Origin of the sequence: Chryseobacterium taklimakanense (genome assembly GCF_900187185.1) — a bacterium.
GTDB lineage: Bacteria > Bacteroidota > Bacteroidia > Flavobacteriales > Weeksellaceae > Planobacterium > Planobacterium taklimakanense.
In genome coordinates this window covers 2,008,481-2,027,600 of the sequence record NZ_LT906465.1, presented here as the reverse complement: position 1 = coordinate 2,027,600, position 19,120 = coordinate 2,008,481, and the positions used below count along the sequence as shown (strand labels likewise).

16 protein-coding genes and 1 riboswitch are annotated in these 19,120 nt (G+C 41.5%); of the genes, 4 read left to right on the top strand and 12 right to left on the bottom strand.

Annotated features, from left to right (window positions below):
• The first annotated feature begins 2 nt into the window (after positions 1-2).
• A complete protein-coding gene (locus tag CKV81_RS09680; RefSeq protein WP_095072838.1) occupies positions 3-998 on the top strand; it encodes an LLM class flavin-dependent oxidoreductase in 996 nt (331 codons plus the stop codon).
• On the opposite strand, the gene folB is transcribed toward CKV81_RS09680, so the two are convergent.
• From folB to CKV81_RS09660, 4 genes are all read right to left on the bottom strand, one after another.
• Positions 995-1,351, bottom strand: a complete 357-nt coding sequence (folB, locus tag CKV81_RS09675) for a dihydroneopterin aldolase (protein WP_095072836.1) — start codon at positions 1,349-1,351, stop codon at positions 995-997. The two genes, CKV81_RS09680 and folB, sit on opposite strands and share 4 nt — an antisense overlap.
• 129 nt (positions 1,352-1,480) lie before the next feature.
• Positions 1,481-2,500 (bottom strand): quinolinate synthase NadA, encoded by a 1,020-nt coding sequence (gene nadA / locus CKV81_RS09670; protein WP_095072833.1) that lies wholly within the window; start codon positions 2,498-2,500, stop codon positions 1,481-1,483.
• Positions 2,501-2,525: 25 nt separating this feature from the next.
• Positions 2,526-3,089 (bottom strand): guanylate kinase, encoded by a 564-nt coding sequence (gmk, locus tag CKV81_RS09665; protein ID WP_095072831.1) that lies wholly within the window; start codon positions 3,087-3,089, stop codon positions 2,526-2,528.
• Between the two features lie 90 nt (positions 3,090-3,179).
• Positions 3,180-4,037 (bottom strand): YicC/YloC family endoribonuclease, encoded by an 858-nt coding sequence (locus CKV81_RS09660; RefSeq protein ID WP_095072829.1) that lies wholly within the window; start codon positions 4,035-4,037, stop codon positions 3,180-3,182.
• Positions 4,038-4,129: 92 nt separating this feature from the next.
• Between CKV81_RS09660 and CKV81_RS09655 the strand changes: the two genes are divergently transcribed.
• Together CKV81_RS09655 and CKV81_RS09650 are read left to right on the top strand one after the other, a co-directional pair.
• On the top strand, positions 4,130-4,621 hold the full coding sequence (locus tag CKV81_RS09655) for a hypothetical protein (protein ID WP_157727403.1): 492 nt from the start codon (positions 4,130-4,132) through the stop codon (positions 4,619-4,621).
• An 11-nt stretch (positions 4,622-4,632) separates the two neighbouring features.
• Complete coding sequence (locus CKV81_RS09650; RefSeq protein ID WP_095072825.1) at positions 4,633-5,784, top strand: hypothetical protein; 1,152 nt, start codon at positions 4,633-4,635, stop codon at positions 5,782-5,784.
• A gap of 46 nt (positions 5,785-5,830) precedes the next feature.
• On the opposite strand, the gene metF is transcribed toward CKV81_RS09650, so the two are convergent.
• The 8 genes from metF to CKV81_RS09610 form a co-directional block, all read right to left on the bottom strand.
• Entirely contained in the window at positions 5,831-6,787 is a 957-nt protein-coding gene (gene metF / locus CKV81_RS09645) for a methylenetetrahydrofolate reductase [NAD(P)H] (protein WP_095072823.1), read from the bottom strand.
• A gap of 176 nt (positions 6,788-6,963) precedes the next feature.
• A complete protein-coding gene (gene metH, locus CKV81_RS09640; protein WP_095072821.1) occupies positions 6,964-9,624 on the bottom strand; it encodes a methionine synthase in 2,661 nt (886 codons plus the stop codon).
• A gap of 28 nt (positions 9,625-9,652) precedes the next feature.
• Entirely contained in the window at positions 9,653-10,750 is a 1,098-nt protein-coding gene (locus tag CKV81_RS09635) for a fatty acid desaturase family protein (protein ID WP_095072817.1), read from the bottom strand.
• A 59-nt stretch (positions 10,751-10,809) separates the two neighbouring features.
• Positions 10,810-11,841: a homocysteine S-methyltransferase family protein gene (locus CKV81_RS09630; protein WP_095072815.1), complete on the bottom strand. Its 1,032-nt coding sequence runs from the start codon at positions 11,839-11,841 to the stop codon at positions 10,810-10,812.
• Positions 11,842-11,901: 60 nt separating this feature from the next.
• Complete coding sequence (locus tag CKV81_RS09625) at positions 11,902-13,098, bottom strand: trans-sulfuration enzyme family protein (protein ID WP_095072813.1); 1,197 nt, start codon at positions 13,096-13,098, stop codon at positions 11,902-11,904.
• An 84-nt stretch (positions 13,099-13,182) separates the two neighbouring features.
• Entirely contained in the window at positions 13,183-14,721 is a 1,539-nt protein-coding gene (locus CKV81_RS09620; RefSeq protein WP_095072811.1) for an ACT domain-containing protein, read from the bottom strand.
• A gap of 2 nt (positions 14,722-14,723) precedes the next feature.
• A complete protein-coding gene (locus CKV81_RS09615; protein WP_095072809.1) occupies positions 14,724-15,668 on the bottom strand; it encodes an alpha/beta fold hydrolase in 945 nt (314 codons plus the stop codon).
• Positions 15,669-15,720: 52 nt separating this feature from the next.
• Positions 15,721-15,825, bottom strand: a riboswitch (SAM riboswitch).
• A gap of 100 nt (positions 15,826-15,925) precedes the next feature.
• Positions 15,926-16,150 carry a hypothetical protein gene (locus CKV81_RS09610; protein ID WP_095072807.1) on the bottom strand — a complete coding sequence of 75 codons (225 nt, stop codon included), beginning with the start codon at positions 16,148-16,150 and terminating at the stop codon, positions 15,926-15,928.
• A gap of 124 nt (positions 16,151-16,274) precedes the next feature.
• Between CKV81_RS09610 and CKV81_RS09605 the strand changes: the two genes are divergently transcribed.
• Positions 16,275-18,881: an MGH1-like glycoside hydrolase domain-containing protein gene (locus CKV81_RS09605; RefSeq protein WP_095072805.1), complete on the top strand. Its 2,607-nt coding sequence runs from the start codon at positions 16,275-16,277 to the stop codon at positions 18,879-18,881.
• Positions 18,882-19,120 lie beyond the last annotated feature (239 nt).

Here is a 19,120-nt window from a genome sequence, read left to right as displayed (position 1 = left end):
CAATGATAAAACCCAAACTTTCCGTACTCGACCTGGCACCTGTAAAAAAAGATAAAACCATACATCAAACCTTTCAGGACAGCCTGGACCTGGCACGCCACGTTGAAAATTTAGATTTCAAAAGATTTTGGCTCGCCGAACATCACAATATGGCGAGTATTGCAAGTTCCGCGACATCTGTTCTGATTGGATTTATTGCCAACGGCACTTCCACAATCCGTGTGGGCTCCGGTGGCGTGATGCTTCCGAATCACAGTTCGCTGGTGATTGCAGAACAGTTCGGCACTTTAGAATCACTTTTCCCTGGGAGGATTGATTTGGGCGTTGGCCGAGCTCCCGGCACTGACGGCGTTACCGCCAGGGCATTGGGCAGAAATCCGGCAATCATCAATGAACAGTTCCCGAGGCAGATTATGGAATTGCAGCAATATTTTTCTGCAGAAAATTTTACAGCACCGGTACGTGCAATTCCGGGCGAGGACTGCGACATTCCGATTTACGTTTTGGGATCGTCTACAGACAGCGCGTGGCTTGCCGCGGAATTGGGGCTTCCGTACGCTTTCGCGGGACATTTTGCCCCACAGATGATGGATATGGCGTTTAATATTTACAGGGAGAATTATCAGCCGGGAGAAAAATTCCCGAACCCTTACATCATCGCCTGTGTAAACGGTATTGCTGCAGAAACCGATGCCGAAGCGCAAAAGCTGGCCAACACTTTATACATGGCTTTTGTGAATATCATCCGTGACGACAGGAAACCTTTTTCGGCGCCGGTTGATGATATGGACGCTTACTGGAATCCTGCCGAAAAAATGCATGTTTTGAATATGCTGCGCTACAGTTTTATTGGCGGCCCGGAAAATGTAAGAACTCAAATTCAGAATTTCCAGGAGCGTTTCGATGTGGATGAAATCATGATCACTTCGCACATTTACGATCACGAAGCGCGGAAAAATTCGTACAGCATTATCCGGAACGTAATGGACGGGCTTTAGAATTTCTTCTCAAATTCTACAGAAACACCCTTCATTTCGCCCATCATCGGTGGTGAAGTTTTCGTCAGTTTTATTTTCAGGGATTCTATTTGTGGGAATTTTTCGTGAATTTTGTGGATAATTCTCCCGCAAACTTTTTCAAGAAGCTTGGACGGGATCTTCATTTCTGTATGGATAATTTCATTGATTTCTGCGTAATTGACCGTATCATTCAAGTCATCAGATTCAGTGGCGTTCCAGATATCTACATTCATCTCAAGGTTGATGAGATAATAAGTTCCGGTTTTCGTTTCTTCGGGTAAAACGCCGTGATACGCGTATATTTTTAAATCCTCAATGATAATTTTTGGCATATTTAATTTTTGGCTGAAGCCTTTTAAACAAGTTAATAAAAAAACGGGCTAAAGCCCGCCCTGTTGATTTCCAGTAATTTCACGGGAGAAATTTTTTAATTTAAATTTTTAAAAAATCTCTTTAACGTTCTACTTTATAGATTTCGAAAGTTCCAGCATTTTTTCTATCGGTACCAGCGCTTTCTGGCGTAGTTCTTCATCCATCGTAATTTCCGGAAGCTCGTACTTCATGCATAAATAAAGTTTTTCCATCGTGTTGCGCTTCATGAAGAAACACTCCGAGCAGTTGCAGCTTTCATCGAAAACCAATGCCGGAATTAGCGTTTTGTGTGGCGCGCGTTTCCTCATTTCATGCAGAATCCCTTCTTCGGTAGCCACGATAAATTTCGTCGCCTCATCTTTTTCAACATAATTTAAAAGTGCTGAAGTAGAACCGATGAAATGTGCCAAATCCAATACAGGCGTTTCACTTTCCGGGTGCGCAATAAGTTTTGCATCCGGATGTTCTGCCAGCTGTTTTGCGATTCTTTCCATCGAAAAAGCCTCGTGCACGATGCATGAACCGTCCCAAAGAATCATTTCGCGGCCGGTTTTTTTCATCAGGTATCTTCCCAAATTTTTATCTGGTGCGAAAATCAGCGGAACATCTTTTGGCAAAGCGTTGATGATGGTTTCTGCGTTTGAACTCGTCACAATGATATCACTTTCAGCCTTAGTTTCAGCATTACAGTTGATGTAAGTCGCGATCATCGCTCCAGGATGCTGTTCGCGCATTTTCCTCAAACCTTCGCCGCTGCAGCCGTCAGCCAATGAACAGCCCGCCTGCAGATCCGGAAGAACTACTTTTTTGGTTGGATTCAGGATTTTAGCTGCCTCTGCCATGAAGTGTACACCACAAAAGGCAATCATATCAGCATCGGTCTCCTTTGCCTGACGCGCCAGCTGAAGCGAATCGCCCAGAAAATCAGCTATATCCTGAATTTCTGCCGGTTGATAGTAGTGGGCCAAAATCACCGCATTTTTTTCCTTTTTAAGGTCTAAAATTGCCTGCACCAGTTCTTCGCCCTGTGGGATAAATACATTTTTTAAATCTAAAAATCCCTTTACCGGTAGCTGGTCTTTTGTTTTATCTAAAGTCTCTGTACTCATTTTTTATATCAAATTTTGCCTTGAATTAGTGTTGTAAAAAATTCTCAATTAAGGTTTTCACGTCTTTCTTAGCCTGCTCCAAATCGCTGTTTACCACGGTTTTATCAAATTCTTTTTGGAAACTCATTTCTTCTTCAGCTTTCTCAATCCTGGTTTTGATTGTTGCAGCGTCGTCAGTTGCCCTGAACACCAGCCTGCGTTCCAGTTCCTCCACGGAAGGTGGCATCACAAAAATGGAAAGTGCCTGATCTTTAAAATAATTTTTTAATGAAATCCCGCCTTTTACATCCACATCGAAAATTACGGCTTTCCCTTCGTTCCAAATCCGCTCTACTTCACTTTTTAAGGTTCCGTAGTATTTATCGGCGTAAACTTCCTCATATTCTACAAAAGCATCTTTTGCTATTCTGTCCCGGAAATCAACCGGAGAAATAAAATAGTAATCAACACCGTTTTCTTCCGTTCCGCGTGGCAGCCTCGTGGTACACGAAATGGAAAAAGCCAGTTGGGGAAACTGCTCCAATGCATATTTAACCAAAGTTGTTTTACCGCTGCCAGAAGGCGCTGAGAAGATGATCACTTTATTCATTTTGTTCGAAATCGTTCAATTTTGTTTAAATTGTTTGAGGTGGTTCAAGGGTTCAAAAAATTTCGTACTTTCAAACCACATCCAACAAAATTACAGTACGTTTAGCGTCTGCTCCTTGATTTTTTCCAGGTCGTCTTTCATCATTACTACAAGTTTCTGAATCTCGGCGTGGTTGGCTTTTGAGCCCAGCGTATTGATCTCGCGACCCATTTCCTGTGAGATGAAGCCAAGTTTTTTGCCATTCAGTTCTTCATTGTCCATCACCTCAACATAATATTTCAAATGTTGGGCGAGGCGTACTTTTTCTTCGGAGATATCAAGTTTCTCTGTAAAATAGGCCATTTCCTGATAGAAACGGGTTTCATCAAGATTTTCAAATTCTTTTAAAGTTGCCTGATAACGCTCCCTGATGTGGGCGATCCTCTCTCCTTCAAAAGGTTCAACATCAGCCAGATAACCTTTAATGCTTTCAATGTTTTTTGAAAGTTCCAAGGCAAGGTTTTGGCCTTCCGTTTTCCTGAATTCTGTGAATTTCATAATGGCTTCATCCAAAAGAGCGGCAAGGTAATTCCACTCCTCTTCGTCCAGTTCATCTGGTCTTGATGAAATGGCTTCCGGCATACGAACGGCCATTTTCAGGTACTCAAATTCCGGCGCATCGTCGGCAAGGCTCCTTAATTCGTTAATGTATGATTTAACAAGTTCCCTGTTGATTTTCACATCATTGCAGTCGTCCAGTGTTTCACAGTTAATGTAGCAATCCACTTTTCCGCGCATGATTCCGTCGTTTAAAATCTTGCGGATATCGAATTCTTTCTCTTTATAGCGCAGTGGTAATCTTACGTTTAAATCAAAACTTTTACTGTTGAGAGATTTTATTTCTACGGTGACTTTCTTTCCTTCAAAAACACTCTCGGCTCTACCAAAGCCGGTCATTGATAAAATCATACACTAATATTAATCTTACAAATTTATCGTTTTTTAATTAATATTTTCGTTTCGCCTCTTCTGAATAAAATCAAATGTTTTATTTTTATAAAATGAAAAAGATATTGCTTTCCGTGTCGTTTTTTGCCCTTTTTATTTCTTGTAAAAAGGAAGAAAATAATATTGCTAAAACAAGCGCTGAATCAAACTCTCAAACTGTGGTGAACCATTCTGTAAAAGCAGATTCCGCAAACTTGATTTCCGCCAAAGACCCTTCGCCAAAAGTGAAACCTTTAAATGAAGAAATTGACCTTGGCAAAGTGGTTTTCACACAAAATAATCAGGTCATGATCGCTTTCAATACTAAAGTTCAAAACGGTAAAGTAATGATAGATGATAAAGAATATCAACTGAACAGGCTAATTTTTAGCGAAAACAATTACGAAATTTCAGGCAACGGCATTAAAATTACCGCAGAAGAAGGAAACATTAAGGAGATGACCAGCGACTGCCTGTACGGAAATTTCCCGAAAGTAAAAATTAAGCTTAATGATAAAGAGGTAAATCTTGAGAATGTGAACGTTCAGGACTGCCCTACGTATTAAAAATCAGAAAAATGAATGCAGTAAAGGTTACCAATGATGCTGAGAAACGGGAATTTCTGGAATTTCCACCACGGCTTTACAAAAACGATAAAAACTACATCCGCCCTTTAAATAAAGACATCCAAGATGTTTTTGACAAAAAAAAGAATAAATTTTTCAAAACCGGCGAGTGTGAACGATTTTTATTTAAGAACATTCAAAATAAAACCGTTGGGAAGGTTGCAGTTTTTGTAAATAAAAAATACAAACAGGAACAGCCGACTGGTGGAATTGGTTTCTTTGACTGTATTAATGATCAGGAAACAGCGAATTTTATCTTTGATTTCTGTAAAAATTGGCTCCAGGAACGCGGCATGGAAGCCATGGACGGATCCATCAATTTCGGGGAACGCGATAAATTTTGGGGCATTGTGACTGACGGATTTGACGAGCCGCTTTACGGAATGAACTACAACCTGCCCTATTACAAAGATCTTTTTGAAAATTACGGTTTCCAGATTTATTTCAACCAACTTTGCTACAGCCGTCCTGTGCATGGTGATGTGTCGCGCGTTTTCACAGTGATGCATGCCAAACATGCAAAAAATCCGGCTATTTCTGCAAAACCGATGAAGAAAAACCAGCTGGAAAAATTTGCAAAAGATTTTACGGAAGTTTACAACAAAGCCTGGGCAGAGCACGGCGGCGGCAAAGAAATGGAATATGCCAAGACGCTGAAAATGTTCAAAGCCATGAAACCTGTCATCAACGAGCACATTTCCTGGTTTGTGTACGAAAACGAGAAACCTATTGCAATGTGGATGAACATCCCCGACCTGAACCAATGGTTTAAATACCTGCGCGGAAAATTCGGTATTTGGGAAAAATTAAAATTCCTGTGGGTTAAAAAAGTCAGAAAAAACACAAAAATGGTAGGCATCGTTTTTGGCGTGGTTCCCGAATGGCAGCGCACGGGCATCGATGGCTACATGATCTGGGAGGGCACAAAACATTTGCGAAAACACACCGATTTCGAGGTGACAGAACTTCAATGGATCGGCGACTTCAACCCAAAAATGATGAAAATAGCCGAGAGTCTGGACACAACCGTCACACGTAAACTGGCGACTTACCGGTATTTATTTGACAGAAACAAACCTTTTGAAAGGCATCGTACTTTATAAATTTTGCCACAAATTCACGAATTATTTGTGCATTTGCGGCAAACTTTTAAAATAATTGGGAGGCAACTTTCCTGATGTTATCGCTTTTACCCATCGAGTAAAAATGCAGGACCGGCACACCGAAATTAAGGAGTTCCCGGCATTGTTTAACCGCCCATTCAATACCGATCTGTTTTACGGCTGTGTTGTCTTTTGCCTTCGTAATTTCAGAAATTAATTCTTCCGGCAAATCAATTTTAAAAGTTTTGGGCAACATGGACAGATGCCCTTTTGTGGCAATGGGCTTAATTCCCGGGATAATCGGAATCTCAATACCGATTTCTCTCGCTTCTTTTACGAAGTTGAAATATTTTTGGTTGTCAAAGAACATTTGCGTCACCACATAATCGGCTCCGGCCTCCACTTTTTCTTTAAGTTTTTGCAGGTCATAGTTCATGGACGGTGCTTCAATATGTTTCTCCGGATAGCCTGCAACTCCGATGCAGAACTTGTTTTCCTCTTCGCAGCGTTTTTCATCGGTCAAATATTTTCCTCGCCCGATATCATTGATGTGATGCACCAGATCAATCGCGTGGTGATGACCGCCCTCTGTTGGCAAAAACTGGTTTTGGCCCTTCATCGCATCGCCGCGCAGCGCCATCACATTATCAATGCCCAAGTAAAGACAATCGACCAGAAGATATTCGGTTTCCTCTTTGGTAAAGCCGCCGCAAAGCACGTGCGGCACCGTATCCACGTTGTATTTATGCTGAATAGAGGCGCAAATTCCCAAAGTTCCGGGCCGCATTCTCGTAATTTTCCGTTCCATCAAACCGTTTCCTTTCTCAATATAAACATATTCTTCCCTTGAAGTCGTCACATCGATGAACGGCGGTTTAAATTCCATCAAAGGATCGATATTTTTATATAAATCCTCGATTCCTGTTCCTTTCGTGGGCGGGATGACTTCGAGGGAGAATAAGGTTTTGCCGTTGGCTTTTTTTATGTGGTCTGTAATTTTCATTTTTTATTTTGTAACACAAAGACTTGAGGTTTATCAGGGCACAAATTAAAATTCCCCTGATTCTATTATCGGATGTATTTTGACGCAATGACACAACTTTTCAGTGACCGACCCGAAAAAACAATTTCATTTTAGTATTCAAAAAAATCTGTGTACTCCGGGAACTCTGCGTGAAATTAATCAACCAAATTCGGTCTTAGCCATTTACGCGCATATTCCAAATCCACATTTTTACGTTTTGCGTAATCTTCCAGTTGCTCTTCCGTAATTTTCCCGACACCGAAATATTTAGATCCTGGATTGGCAAAATAATAACCGGAAACTGCGGCAGTTGGGAACATTGCCAGTCCCGGCGTCAGTTCCAGACCGATTTTCTCTTTTACCTTCATCAGATCCCAAATCGTTTCCTTTTCCAAATGATCCGGACACGCAGGATAACCCGGAGCCGGACGGATACCGAGATATTTTTCGGCGATTAAATCTTCGTTGTCCAAATTTTCGTTTTCAGCATAACCCCAAAATTCGGTTCTGATTTTATAGTGAAGGTATTCCGCAAACGCCTCTGCCAAACGGTCGGAAAGTGCTTTGGCAATAATTGCGTTATAATCATCGTGGCTGGCTTTGTATTTGGCAACCAGTTCGTCTGTTCCAAATCCGGTGGTTACTGCAAAACACCCGATATAATCCTGTTTTCCTGAATTTTTCGGAGCGATAAAATCTGCGAGTGCAAAATATTCCTTGCCTTCTGAGCGCTTTAACTGCTGCCTTAAAGTATGGAAGGTTGAAATGACATTTCCGTCAGTATCATACACTTCGATATCATCATCATTCACTGAATTTGCGGGGAAAATTCCGAAAATTGCCTTTCCTGTAAGAAGTTTTTGCTCAATGATATCCCTGAGCATTTTCTGGGCATCGTCGTAGAGCTCTCTGGCATGTTCACCAACAATTTCATCATCCAAAATCTCCGGAAATTTGCCGTGAAGTTCCCAACTCCTGAAAAACGGAGACCAGTCGATGAAAGGCAGAAGTTCGTTCAAATCCTGGTCTTCGATCACCTGAATCCCAAGTTTTTTAGGCAGGAAAATTTCTTCATTTCCCCAATCGATTTTAAACTTTTGCGCACGGACTTCTTTTAGAGGCAAATATTCTTTTTCAACCTGTCTTGCTAAAAATTTCTCGCGAAAATCTGCGTATTCTGTTTTCAGACCGGAAACATATTCACCATTCCGGCTACTCAACAGTGAGCTCACGACACCAACCGCTCTTGAAGCATCATTGACGTGAACCACAGCACTGTCATATTTCGGATCAATTTTTACCGCAGTGTGCGCTTTGGAAGTCGTTGCCCCGCCAATCATCAAAGGAAAGCTGAGATTTTGCCGCTGAAGTTCGTCCGCCACGTGAACCATCTCGTCCAGACTTGGTGTGATTAAGCCACTCAAACCGATTACATCCACATTTTCATCAATCGCCGTCTGAATTATTTTTTCCGCGGGAACCATAACCCCTAAATCTACGATTTCATAATTGTTGCACGCTAAAACCACAGCAACAATGTTTTTTCCGATGTCGTGAACGTCGCCTTTAACGGTTGCCATTAACACCTTCCCATTAGCAGGCTTTGATGTGTCTTTTTGAGCCTCGATGTAGGGTTGCAGATAAGCCACGGCCTTTTTCATCACCCTGGCCGATTTCACCACTTGCGGCAAAAACATTTTCCCGCTTCCGAAAAGGTCGCCGACGACGCCCATTCCCGTCATCAGATTGATTTCGATGACATCCAACGGACGAGAGGTTTTCTGCCTGGCCTCCTCCACATCTTCTTCGATAAAACGGTCAATTCCTTTTACTAAAGCATGCGTAATCCTGTCCTGAAGCGGGTTTTTGCGCCACTCCAGATCCTCCACAATTTCTTTTTTGGAGGATTTGTGTTTTTCAGAATAATCCAGTAATCTTTCCGTCGCATCGGCTCTGCGGTCGAGCATCACGTCTTCCACCAGTTCCAGCAGATCTTTTGGAATTTCGTCGTAAACTTCCAGCATTGCCGGGTTTACAATTCCTATGTTCATTCCCGCTTTGATGGCATGGTAAAGGAAAACCGAATGCATTGCTTCGCGCACCGCATCATTGCCTCGGAACGAAAACGAAACGTTGGAAACGCCTCCCGAAACCGAAACGTGAGGCAGATTTTGCCTAACCCAGCGCGTTCCTTCAATGAAATCGAGGGCATTTCTGCGGTGTTCTTCCATTCCTGTTGCTACTGGGAAAATAATCAAATCGAAAATAATGTCTTCCGGCGGAAAACCGACTTCATTCACCAAAATATCATAGGAGCGCTTCGCAATTTCTATTCTGCGTTCCAGATTATCCGCCTGTCCCACCTCATCAAAAGCCATCACAACCGCAGCAGCACCATATCTTTTTATGGTTTTTGCATGGCGGACAAATTCCTTCTCGCCTTCTTTCAAACTGATAGAATTCACCACGCATTTTCCCTGAACGACCTGTAAGCCGGCCTCCAGAATTTCCCATTTAGAGGAGTCTATCATGATTGGAATTCGGGCAATATCTGGTTCTGAAGCAATTAGGTTAAGGAATTTTACCATACAGTATTTCCCGTCAAGAAGTCCGTCATCAAAATTAACATCGAGAATCTGTGCGCCACCTTCTACCTGATGTCTCGCAATATCAAGCGCTTCCGAAAATTTTTCTTCCTTAATTAAACGAAGAAATTTCTTCGAACCGGCAACATTGGTTCGTTCGCCAACATTGATGAAGTTGGATTCCGGAGTTATGATTAACGGCTCGAGGCCGGAAAGTTTTAAATATTTCATTAAAAAATTTAGAGGAAAAAATCCCTTTTTACATAGTTTCTTCCATCACGTCGCCGATGGAAGTGGCGTTGGTTTTTAGCAGATCGTAATGCTTTCGCAGTGCTGTAAAGAGCGGAAACTGCTTGTACCTGAAGTTATTTTCGGCCGCAAATTTCTTAATCTCGTCCGTTACTTCATGTGCATATTCATAGCTGATGTTGGGGAATAGGTGATGCGCCACGTGATAATTGAAATTTCCCAGGACAAAACGGATAAACATATTATTTTCGGTAAGATCGTTGGTGACTTCAAACTGATGCCTCAGCCAGCTATAAGGCAGATTACCGGCCTCATCCAGTTTTGGGAATTCGTTATCCGGCAGTGGATGCAGCGGAAGAAGGACAAAAAGTGCAAACGTACTCGCTATAAGAATCTGCAGAAACCAAGCTCCTAAAGCCAAGTTCCAGGCAACTTCAAAAAATAAAACCGGTACTGCAATCTGATAGAAAAAGTAAAAAACCTTGAAGGCAACCATCTTTACTTTTTCTTTGACCGGAATTTTTGCCCCTGTCTTCTGTATCACTCTGTTTGGATCGAAAAAATCGCGAAAATCCCTGATAAACATCCAGTTGAAAAGGTAAAGCGGATATACCAAAAAGAAAAAAAGGTGTTGGTATTTCTGTACGCCTTTCGGTTTTGCATGCGGGTAAATCAGAATCGGGCCGCTCTGCTCGATGTCTGTATCCCAACCGTCTACGTTTGGATAAGCATGATGGCTCACAATATGCCGGCGTTCCCAAATATAGCTGTTAGCACCAATTAAGTCAAAAATTTTCAGAACAGCTCGGTTCAGTTTTTTATTTTTAAAAATATTGTTATGTGCGGCTTCGTGAATTAAATTCAGGTAAATAAGCACCAGCAGAATTGCCATGAAAACATAGCAGCCGATATAGACGGCAGCATTATTCCCATTGAAAAGCGCAACGGCGTAACTGCCGAAATACAGAAGAGGCAACAGCACAGATTTCACAACAATCAGACGGTCGCGGTTCCCGGGGATTTCTGCCACGCGTGCGTTCACGCGGGTGCGAAGCTCGCTGAAAAGCTTTGCATCGTCCTGATTTTTATAGTATGAAGGTTTTTTCATTTCAAAAAGTTTTCATTACAAAAAACCAAAAAAAAAAGGAAAATTCAAAATTCTGCCTGTTAAATTACTGTTTCTTTTAACTTTCTTGGTTCATAATCTTTTACCAAATCCGCTATCGCTTTGATATGCGGCGGCGTGGTTCCGCAGCAGCCGCCAACAATATTGATGAGCCTTTTTTCGGCATATTCGCGGATCTGTTCCGCCATCTGTTCCGGCGTTTCGTCGTACTGTCCAAAAGCGTTTGGCAATCCGGCATTTGGATACGCAGAGATGTAAAAATCAGAATTATGGGAAAGCGTCTCCAGATAAGGCGTAAGCTGTTGCGCACCTAACGCACAGTTGAATCCTACACTCAATAAATTAAGGTGCGAAACAGAAATCAGGAATGCCTCTGCGGTTTGTCCGCTCAAGGTTCGGCCGGATGCATCGGTAATTGTACCCGAAACCATAACCGGAATCTGAATATTTCGGTCCTCCTGAATTTCATCAATCGCGAAAAGTGCGGCTTTTGCATTCAGGGTATCGAAAATGGTTTCAATAAGAAGAATATCAGCACCACCATCCAAAAGCGCTTCTGACTGCTGTTTGTAGGCAATGCGCAATTCATCAAAAGTGATGGCACGGAAACCCGGATCATTTACATCGGGTGAAAGTGACGCCGTTTTGTTGGTAGGACCGATGGAACCCGCTACAAACCGGGGCTTATCCGGATTTAGAGCAGTGAATTCATCGCAGACTTTTCTTGCAATTTTTGCGGACTCAAAATTTAGTTCATACACCAAATCTTCCATGTGATAATCGGACATGGCGATGGTTGTGCCCGAGAATGTGTTAGTTTCGATGATATCCGCTCCGGCTTCCAAATATTTGCGGTGAACTTCCTCAATCGCCTGTGGTTGTGTTAAAGAAAGCAAATCATTGTTTCCTTTCAAGGCATATTCCCAATCCTTGAAGCGTTCGCCGCGATAATCTTCTTCCTGAAAATTATAGCGCTGCAGCATAGTTCCCATGGCACCGTCGAGAACGAGAATTCTTTCTGAAAGCGCTTTATATAGGAGTTGGCTGTCGGTTTTTTTTGGTGGGTTTTTCATCTTTAAAATTTCAGGCTGCAAAATGAGTTTTTTTCAGATCCTGTTATGATTTTATTAATATTAAATATCAAGCGCCTGCTTCAAATCCGCAATAATATCCTGCACATTTTCCAAACCAACGGAACATCTGACCAGTCCGGCAGAAATTCCAACTTCTTTGCGCTCTTCATCAGAAAGTTTTGAATGGGTGGTTGATGCGGGATGCGTGACAATGGTCCTCGTGTCTCCCAGGTTAGCTGAAAGCGAGCACATTTTTATTTTATCGAGAAAATTCCTTCCGCCTTGTATGCCGCCTTTTACTTCGAATGCTACGATGTTTCCGCCCAATTTCATCTGTTTTCGAGCAATTTCATAGTTTGGGTGCGATTTCAGGAACGGATATTTAACAAATTCCACATTGGGATGGTTTTCTAAAAATTCAGCTACTTTCAGAGCATTTTCACAGTGCTTTTCCACACGAACTGCCAAAGTTTCCAAACTTTTACTCAAAACCCAAGCGTTAAAAGGCGCCAGCGAAGGTCCGGTTAATCTGGAAAAAGCATAAATTTCTTTAATTAAATCTGCCCGTCCCACCGTTACGCCGCCCAAAACCCTTCCCTGTCCGTCGATAAGTTTGGTTGCGGAATGCACAACCAAATCTGCTCCGAATTTAATTGGTTGCTGAAGATACGGCGTTGCAAAACAGTTATCAACGATGAAAATAAGGTGGTGTTTTTTAGCAATTTTTCCGAAAAATTCTAAATCTAAAACCTCAATTGCCGGATTTGTAGGCGTCTCGAGATATAAAACCCTGGTATTGGGTTTAATTAAATTTTCTACATTTCCCGCGTCTTCAGCCTTGAAATAAGTAGTTTCGATATTCCATTTTGGTAAATATTTGGTGAAAAGTGCGTGAGTAGCGCCAAATACTGACTGACAACTTAAAATATGGTCGCCCGAATTCAGCAGCGCTGCAAAGGTGGAATACACGGCCGCCATTCCCGTTGCAAAAGCATACCCCGATTCAGCACCTTCCATTTTTGCAACTTTATCGATAAACTCATTGGTATTGGGATTACTGTAGCGGCTGTACAGATTTTTTTCCTTCTCCTCCGCAAAACTTGCGCGCATATCTTCAGCATCATCAAAAACGAAACTCGAAGTGAGGTAAACCGGTACCGAATGTTCGCCATATTGGCTTCTTTCTGCCTGTGCGCGTATAGCAATGGTTTCGAAACTGTTGGTTGGCTGTGGGTTGCCGTTTGATAGATTTTCCATTTTTGTTATATAACAGTGTCTCATTTAAACAGTTTACCAATCTCATTGTTACATTTTTTCATTGGTAACCTGGTACATTATAAACTATTTGTTTTCTGAAATTCTTAAAATATCCCCAAAAACGCCACGGGCAGTAACTTTAGCGCCGGCTCCGGCTCCCATAATTACGATGGGATTTTCACCGTAACTTTCCGTGTAGATTTCAAAAATTGAATCTGAACCTTTTAGTTGACCCAGTGCTGAATTTGCGGGAACCGAGATTAATTTTACGTCCAACTCTCCTTTTTCCTGCTGCAGATCACCGTGCAAATCCCCAACATAACGCAAAACATGGTTGCTTTGCTGCTTTTCTTTTAATTTCTGATATTCTTCATCAAGTTCGGGGATTCTTGCAATGAATTCTTCTTTTGGAATCTCAAGTAAATGTTCAGGGATTAAATTCTGAATATTAATGTCGGAAAATTCATTGATCAAATCAAGCTCACGAGCCAAAATCAAAAGTTTTCTCGCAACGTCGTTTCCGGAAAGGTCTTCGCGGGGATCAGGTTCTGTATAACCTTTTGCCATCGCTTCGCCGATAATGGCTGAGAATTTATCATTACGAACCGAAAAATTATTGAAAATGTAACTTAAAGAACCAGAGAAAACACCTTTAATCCTTGTAATATTTTCACCGGAAAGATGCAGCAGTTTTATGGTGTCAATCAACGGTAAACCTGCGCCGACATTGGTTTCGTACAGATAATTCTTCTTATTTGCGGAGAGAATATTCCTGAAATTTCGGTATTCCGAAATGGGGAGCGTATTAAAAACTTTGTTCGAGGAAACCAGGTCAAAGCCGTTTTCAGCCAGTGCGTAATAGTTTTTTACGAATTCCTTGCTTGCGGTATTGTCCACTGCTACAAGGTTTTCGAGCTGGTTTTCCTTTGCAAAATCAATCAGTGTCTGTATGCTGGAATCCTGTGTAGAATAATTTATTTTCTGACGCCAGTCGCTTCCAAAGCCCGCTTTATTCAGCGCAATTTTTCTGGAGTTTGCAATCGCTACCAATTTCAAATCAATACGTTTCCGGTTCAGGATTTCGTATGAGCTGTCGAGAATCTGCTCTATCAATTCTTTTCCTACATTCCCGTGCCCGATGATCGCCAAATTGATTTTTTTAGGTTTTCCGAAAATTTCAGCTTCGATAAGATTTCTTGTTTTTTCAAGCTGATTTGATGCGACTACAAGATTTATTCGGCCGGCCGATGCAACCTGATTCAGCAACAAGGGGAAAATTTTATTACGCTGAAGTTCGGTCAGGATTTTATTATAATTTTCAGAAACCACACCGATAACCGCCAAGTCCTTAATTGCGAAAATCTGCGTTACTTTTCCTGCTTTCCTTTCCTTTTCGAATTCTTTATTCAGACATTCAACCGCTTCATCTGCATCGTTTTCATCAACCAAAACGGAAATTCCGTTTTCAATCGCCTGCTGAGAAATCACACCCACGGAAATATGAGCATCATTCAAAGCGCGGAAAATACGGCTATCAATACCAATCTGGCCTAGGAAATCAATGCCTTCAAAATTAACAAGTGCTTTATTTTCAATTATGTTTATATCTTTCTGATTTTTCATCTTTAGTTTACAATTTTCATTAAAATTTCATTGAGCTGCTCATACTCCATCAGGAATGCATCGTGTCCGTGTATTGAATTGATTTCGTGGTAGCTGACATCCACATTAGATTTTTTTAAAATTTCATAGCAATTTTTTACCTCAAACTCCGGGAAAAATAAATCGGAATTGACGGCTATGAGGTGAATTTTAGCTTTAATTTTTCTGATATCATCAAATTTTGCATCGATAGTCATCAGCAGTTGATTCATCAGTTTGTAAGCTTTTAAACTAAATCTTTCGTTGAGCGTTTTCCCGTGATAATTTAGCCAGTCGTGCGATTTCAGAAGTCCTTTCTCAGCATCAAAATCTTTGTTGAATCTCTGATTGATGGATTCGGGTGTTCTATAGCACAACATCGCGTGAATCCGGGCTTTCTGGAGCGGTTCTTCAGAATGATTGAGCAGAAACGTCTGCACTAGGCACTGCGAATGCAGCCAGTCGGTTGTTCTGTAATCTGAGGCTACGGGAATGAAGTTTTCTGCAAGTCCGTTTTCAAGCGCCAGCATTTCCCAACCGATCGCGCCGCCAACTGAGCCGCCAATCAAAGAGTGGAGTTTTGTGATTTTAAGTTCTTTTAAACCCAAAAGAAAAATTCTGGCGATGTCTTTAGTTTTAAAATCTTTATAGCTTTCGATAAAAACGCCCTCGTACCCATTTCCGGGAATATTGAAACAGATTACGGTAAACCGTCCGGTATCAATAATTTTATCTTCGCCAACCAAAGTTTTCCACCAGCCTTTTTCGCCGGAAACCGCAGAATTTCCGGTAAGCGCGTGATTTACCAAAACTATGGGAGCGGAATGAAGTTCTCTGCCGAAAACTTCATAACTCAAATGAATATCGGCAGTATTGCCTGATTCAGTTTTAAAATTACGTAATGTGATATGTTGCAGTGGTGGATTCAATTTTCTTACTATTAAAAAAATTGAAAATGCTACCTGTGAAAGTAAGTGAACGCTGTTATCTATCCCAAAAATGAGTAGAATTTAGCACCTTCTCGCTGTTTCGCAAGGGTTGCCAAGGTTTCGCAGGGTCTATTCCCTCCACCTTTCTTGATAACATTTTCAATATGTAAATGAACAAATCTGCGACAAAAGTAATGCAAATTTTCCTTTTCGCAAACTTCTGGCGGAATTTTCTTTAATTTGGGATCTACTTAAAACTATTCTTCTACGAAGATAAGTTCCTTCTGCTGCAGGTTTTCAGCTTCCTGATCTTTTCCGATTTCCTTCAGGCTTTCGATGCGGACTTTAAGCAGATATTTTATTTTATCAAAAAGTTCATCCAGATTTGTAGCCTCGGCAACCATCCCGTCCAGTTCGCGTGAATACGCAGCGTATCCCAAGGTTGAAGGGTGATAAATGATGTGAATTACATTAGATTCCATAACAGCAATTTAATTTTCTTAAAGTTAGTAAATCATTGACTTTCTACATATTAAATATCATTAACCAACCCTTAAAATTCGGTTAATCAAAAAACAATTATTTTAGCACTTTAATTGAAAAGTGATGAATGCTGAACAGGAACGATTACAAAACCCCGACTGGAAAACGTGGGGACCGTATGTAAGCAACCGCCAGTGGGGTACGGTTCGCGAAGATTACAGCCCAAACGGAAATGCCTGGGGATATACTACTTACGAAGAGGCATTGAGCCGGAATTACCGCTGGAGTGAGGACGGAATCGCCGGAATCTGTGACTATAAACAGAGGCTTTGTTTTGCTTTTTCGTTCTGGAACAAAAAAGATAAATTCATTAAGGAACGCTTTTTTGGACTAAGCAATTACCAGGGAAATCACGGCGAAGACATTAAAGAAATTTTTTATTATCTGGACAGCACACCTACCCATTCTTACATGAAAATGGTGTACAAATATCCAATCAACGAGTTCCCATATCAGGATTTAATTGAGGAAAATGGCAGACGCACCAAGCAGGACCAGGAATATGAACTTGCCGATACGGGAATCTTTGACGATGATGAATACTTCGATATCTTTATTGAATATGCAAAAATCAATCATGATGATATTCTTATTCGCGTTACAGTAGCCAACAGAAGCGGTAAAAAAGCGCCACTGGTATTGCTTCCCACACTTTGGTACCGTAATAACTGGGCGTGGGGTTACGGAAATTACAGGCCTCAACTAAAAAGTTCGGCGAGCGGAAAAATTGACATAGAGCACGAGGCTTTAGCAATAAAAAATTTCTACGCACGGGACGCAGCCGTTGAAGCGTTTTTTTGTGAAAATGAGACCAACAGCCAAAAAATCTTCGGAATACCTTCTGAAAATAAATTCTTCAAGGATGGCATCAACGATTATATTACCAAGGGCCTAGACAAAATAAATCCTGAGAAGGAAGGAACAAAAGCGGCGTTCTGCATTGACACGGAGATTGAAGCAGGTGAAAGTAAAACCTTCGATTTCCGGTTGAGTCCGCACGAGATGGACAATGCTTTTTATGATTTTGATGAAGTACTAAGACTCAGAAAAGAAGAATCCGATCTGTTTTACGACGAAATACAGTGCGAAATTACCGATGAAGATGAGAAAAATGTTCAGCGGCAAGCGTTTGCCGGACTTCTTTGGAACAAGCAATTTTACCATTACAATGTCTCAAAATGGCTTAAAGGCGACCCAAAGTATGATGCACCGAGGGATTTCAGTAATTATGTACGCAACAGGGAATGGGAACACATGCAGAACAAGGACATTATCTCCATGCCCGACAAATGGGAATATCCCTGGTTTGCGACGTGGGATCTAGCCTTTCATTGCGTGCCGTTTTCACTGATCGACAGCAGATTTGCAAAACACCAGCTGCGGCTGCTCACCAAAGAATGGTACATCCATCCAAACGGCCAGTTACCCGCCTACGAATGGGACTTCAGCGATGTAAATCCGCCGGTTCATGCATGGGCAACGTTCAGGGTTTTTAAAATTGATGAAAAAATAAACGGACATCCCGACATTCCTTTCCTGGAAAGCGTTTTTCAGAAACTGTTGCTGAATTTTACGTGGTGGGTTAACCGAAAAGACCGAAATGACAACAATATTTTTGGCGGCGGATTTCTTGGCCTCGATAATATCGGCGCTTTCGACCGGAATATGCAGTTCAAAAACGGAGAATATCTGGAACAGGCAGACGGTACCAGCTGGATGGCGATGTTTGCCCTCAATATGATGCGTATCGCGATGGAGCTGGCATTGTACAATCAGGTTTATGAGGATATGGCGATCAAATTTTTTGAACATTACCTCTACATTGCGCAAGCCATGGAAACAATTGGCGAAAAAGAAGGCCTCTGGAACGATGTTGACGGTTTTTTCTACGATGTACTTCAACTAAAAGACGGCACCTCTAAGAATCTAAAACTACGGAGTATTGTGGGGCTAATCCCAATGTTTGCCGTAGAAATTGTGGAGCATGATACTCTGGAAAAACTTCCCGGATTTACCGCACGGATGGACTGGATCCTGAAAAACAAACCGGTCCTTGCAAAACTGGTTTCGCATTGGGAAGTGGAAGGAAAAGGCCGTAAACATTTGATGAGCATCCTTCGGAAAACCAGAATTACGAGAATTCTGGAAAGAATGCTCGATGAAAAAGAATTTTTATCAGATTACGGCATCCGCTCAATGTCGAAGATTTACGAGGAAAATCCATTTGAATTCAAAGTGGATGGACATCAGTACACTGTAAAATATTTACCGGCTGAAAGCGAAAGCCGGATGTTTGGCGGAAACAGCAACTGGCGCGGCCCGATATGGTTTCCTATAAATTTTTTGATTGTCGAAAGTCTGCAGCGTTTTCATTATTACTATGATGAAAGTTTGCAGGTGGAATATCCTGTTGGCAGCGGCGAAATGCGGAATTTGCAATTTATATCTGATGATTTAAGCAACCGCCTGAAATCTATCTTCCTGAAAAATGAAAATGGAGAACGCGCCTTCAACGGTGGAAATGAACTCTTCAATAAAAATGAACATTTTAAAGATTACATCATGTTCTACGAGTATTTTCACGGCGATAACGGTCGCGGCGTTGGAGCGTCGCATCAATGTGGATGGACGGCGACCGTGGCGAAACTGATACAACCGAGGAAAGGGTGATTTTTACTCAGAGGGTTTTCATACGGAAAGTTTGAAGGGTTTTGGTGTGGGAAAGTTGAAAGTGGTTTTTGATAGAAGAAATTTTAAAAACAGAAATGACAGAATTTATAAAGTTTCATAACGAATTAATTTTTTGCAAACAATCACTTGAAGTGCCGATGAAATTTACCGGCCGTCACTTTCATTTCCGAAAGGAGAAAAATATGCCGCTAAACTTTGCAGATCAAACTCTCGTACTC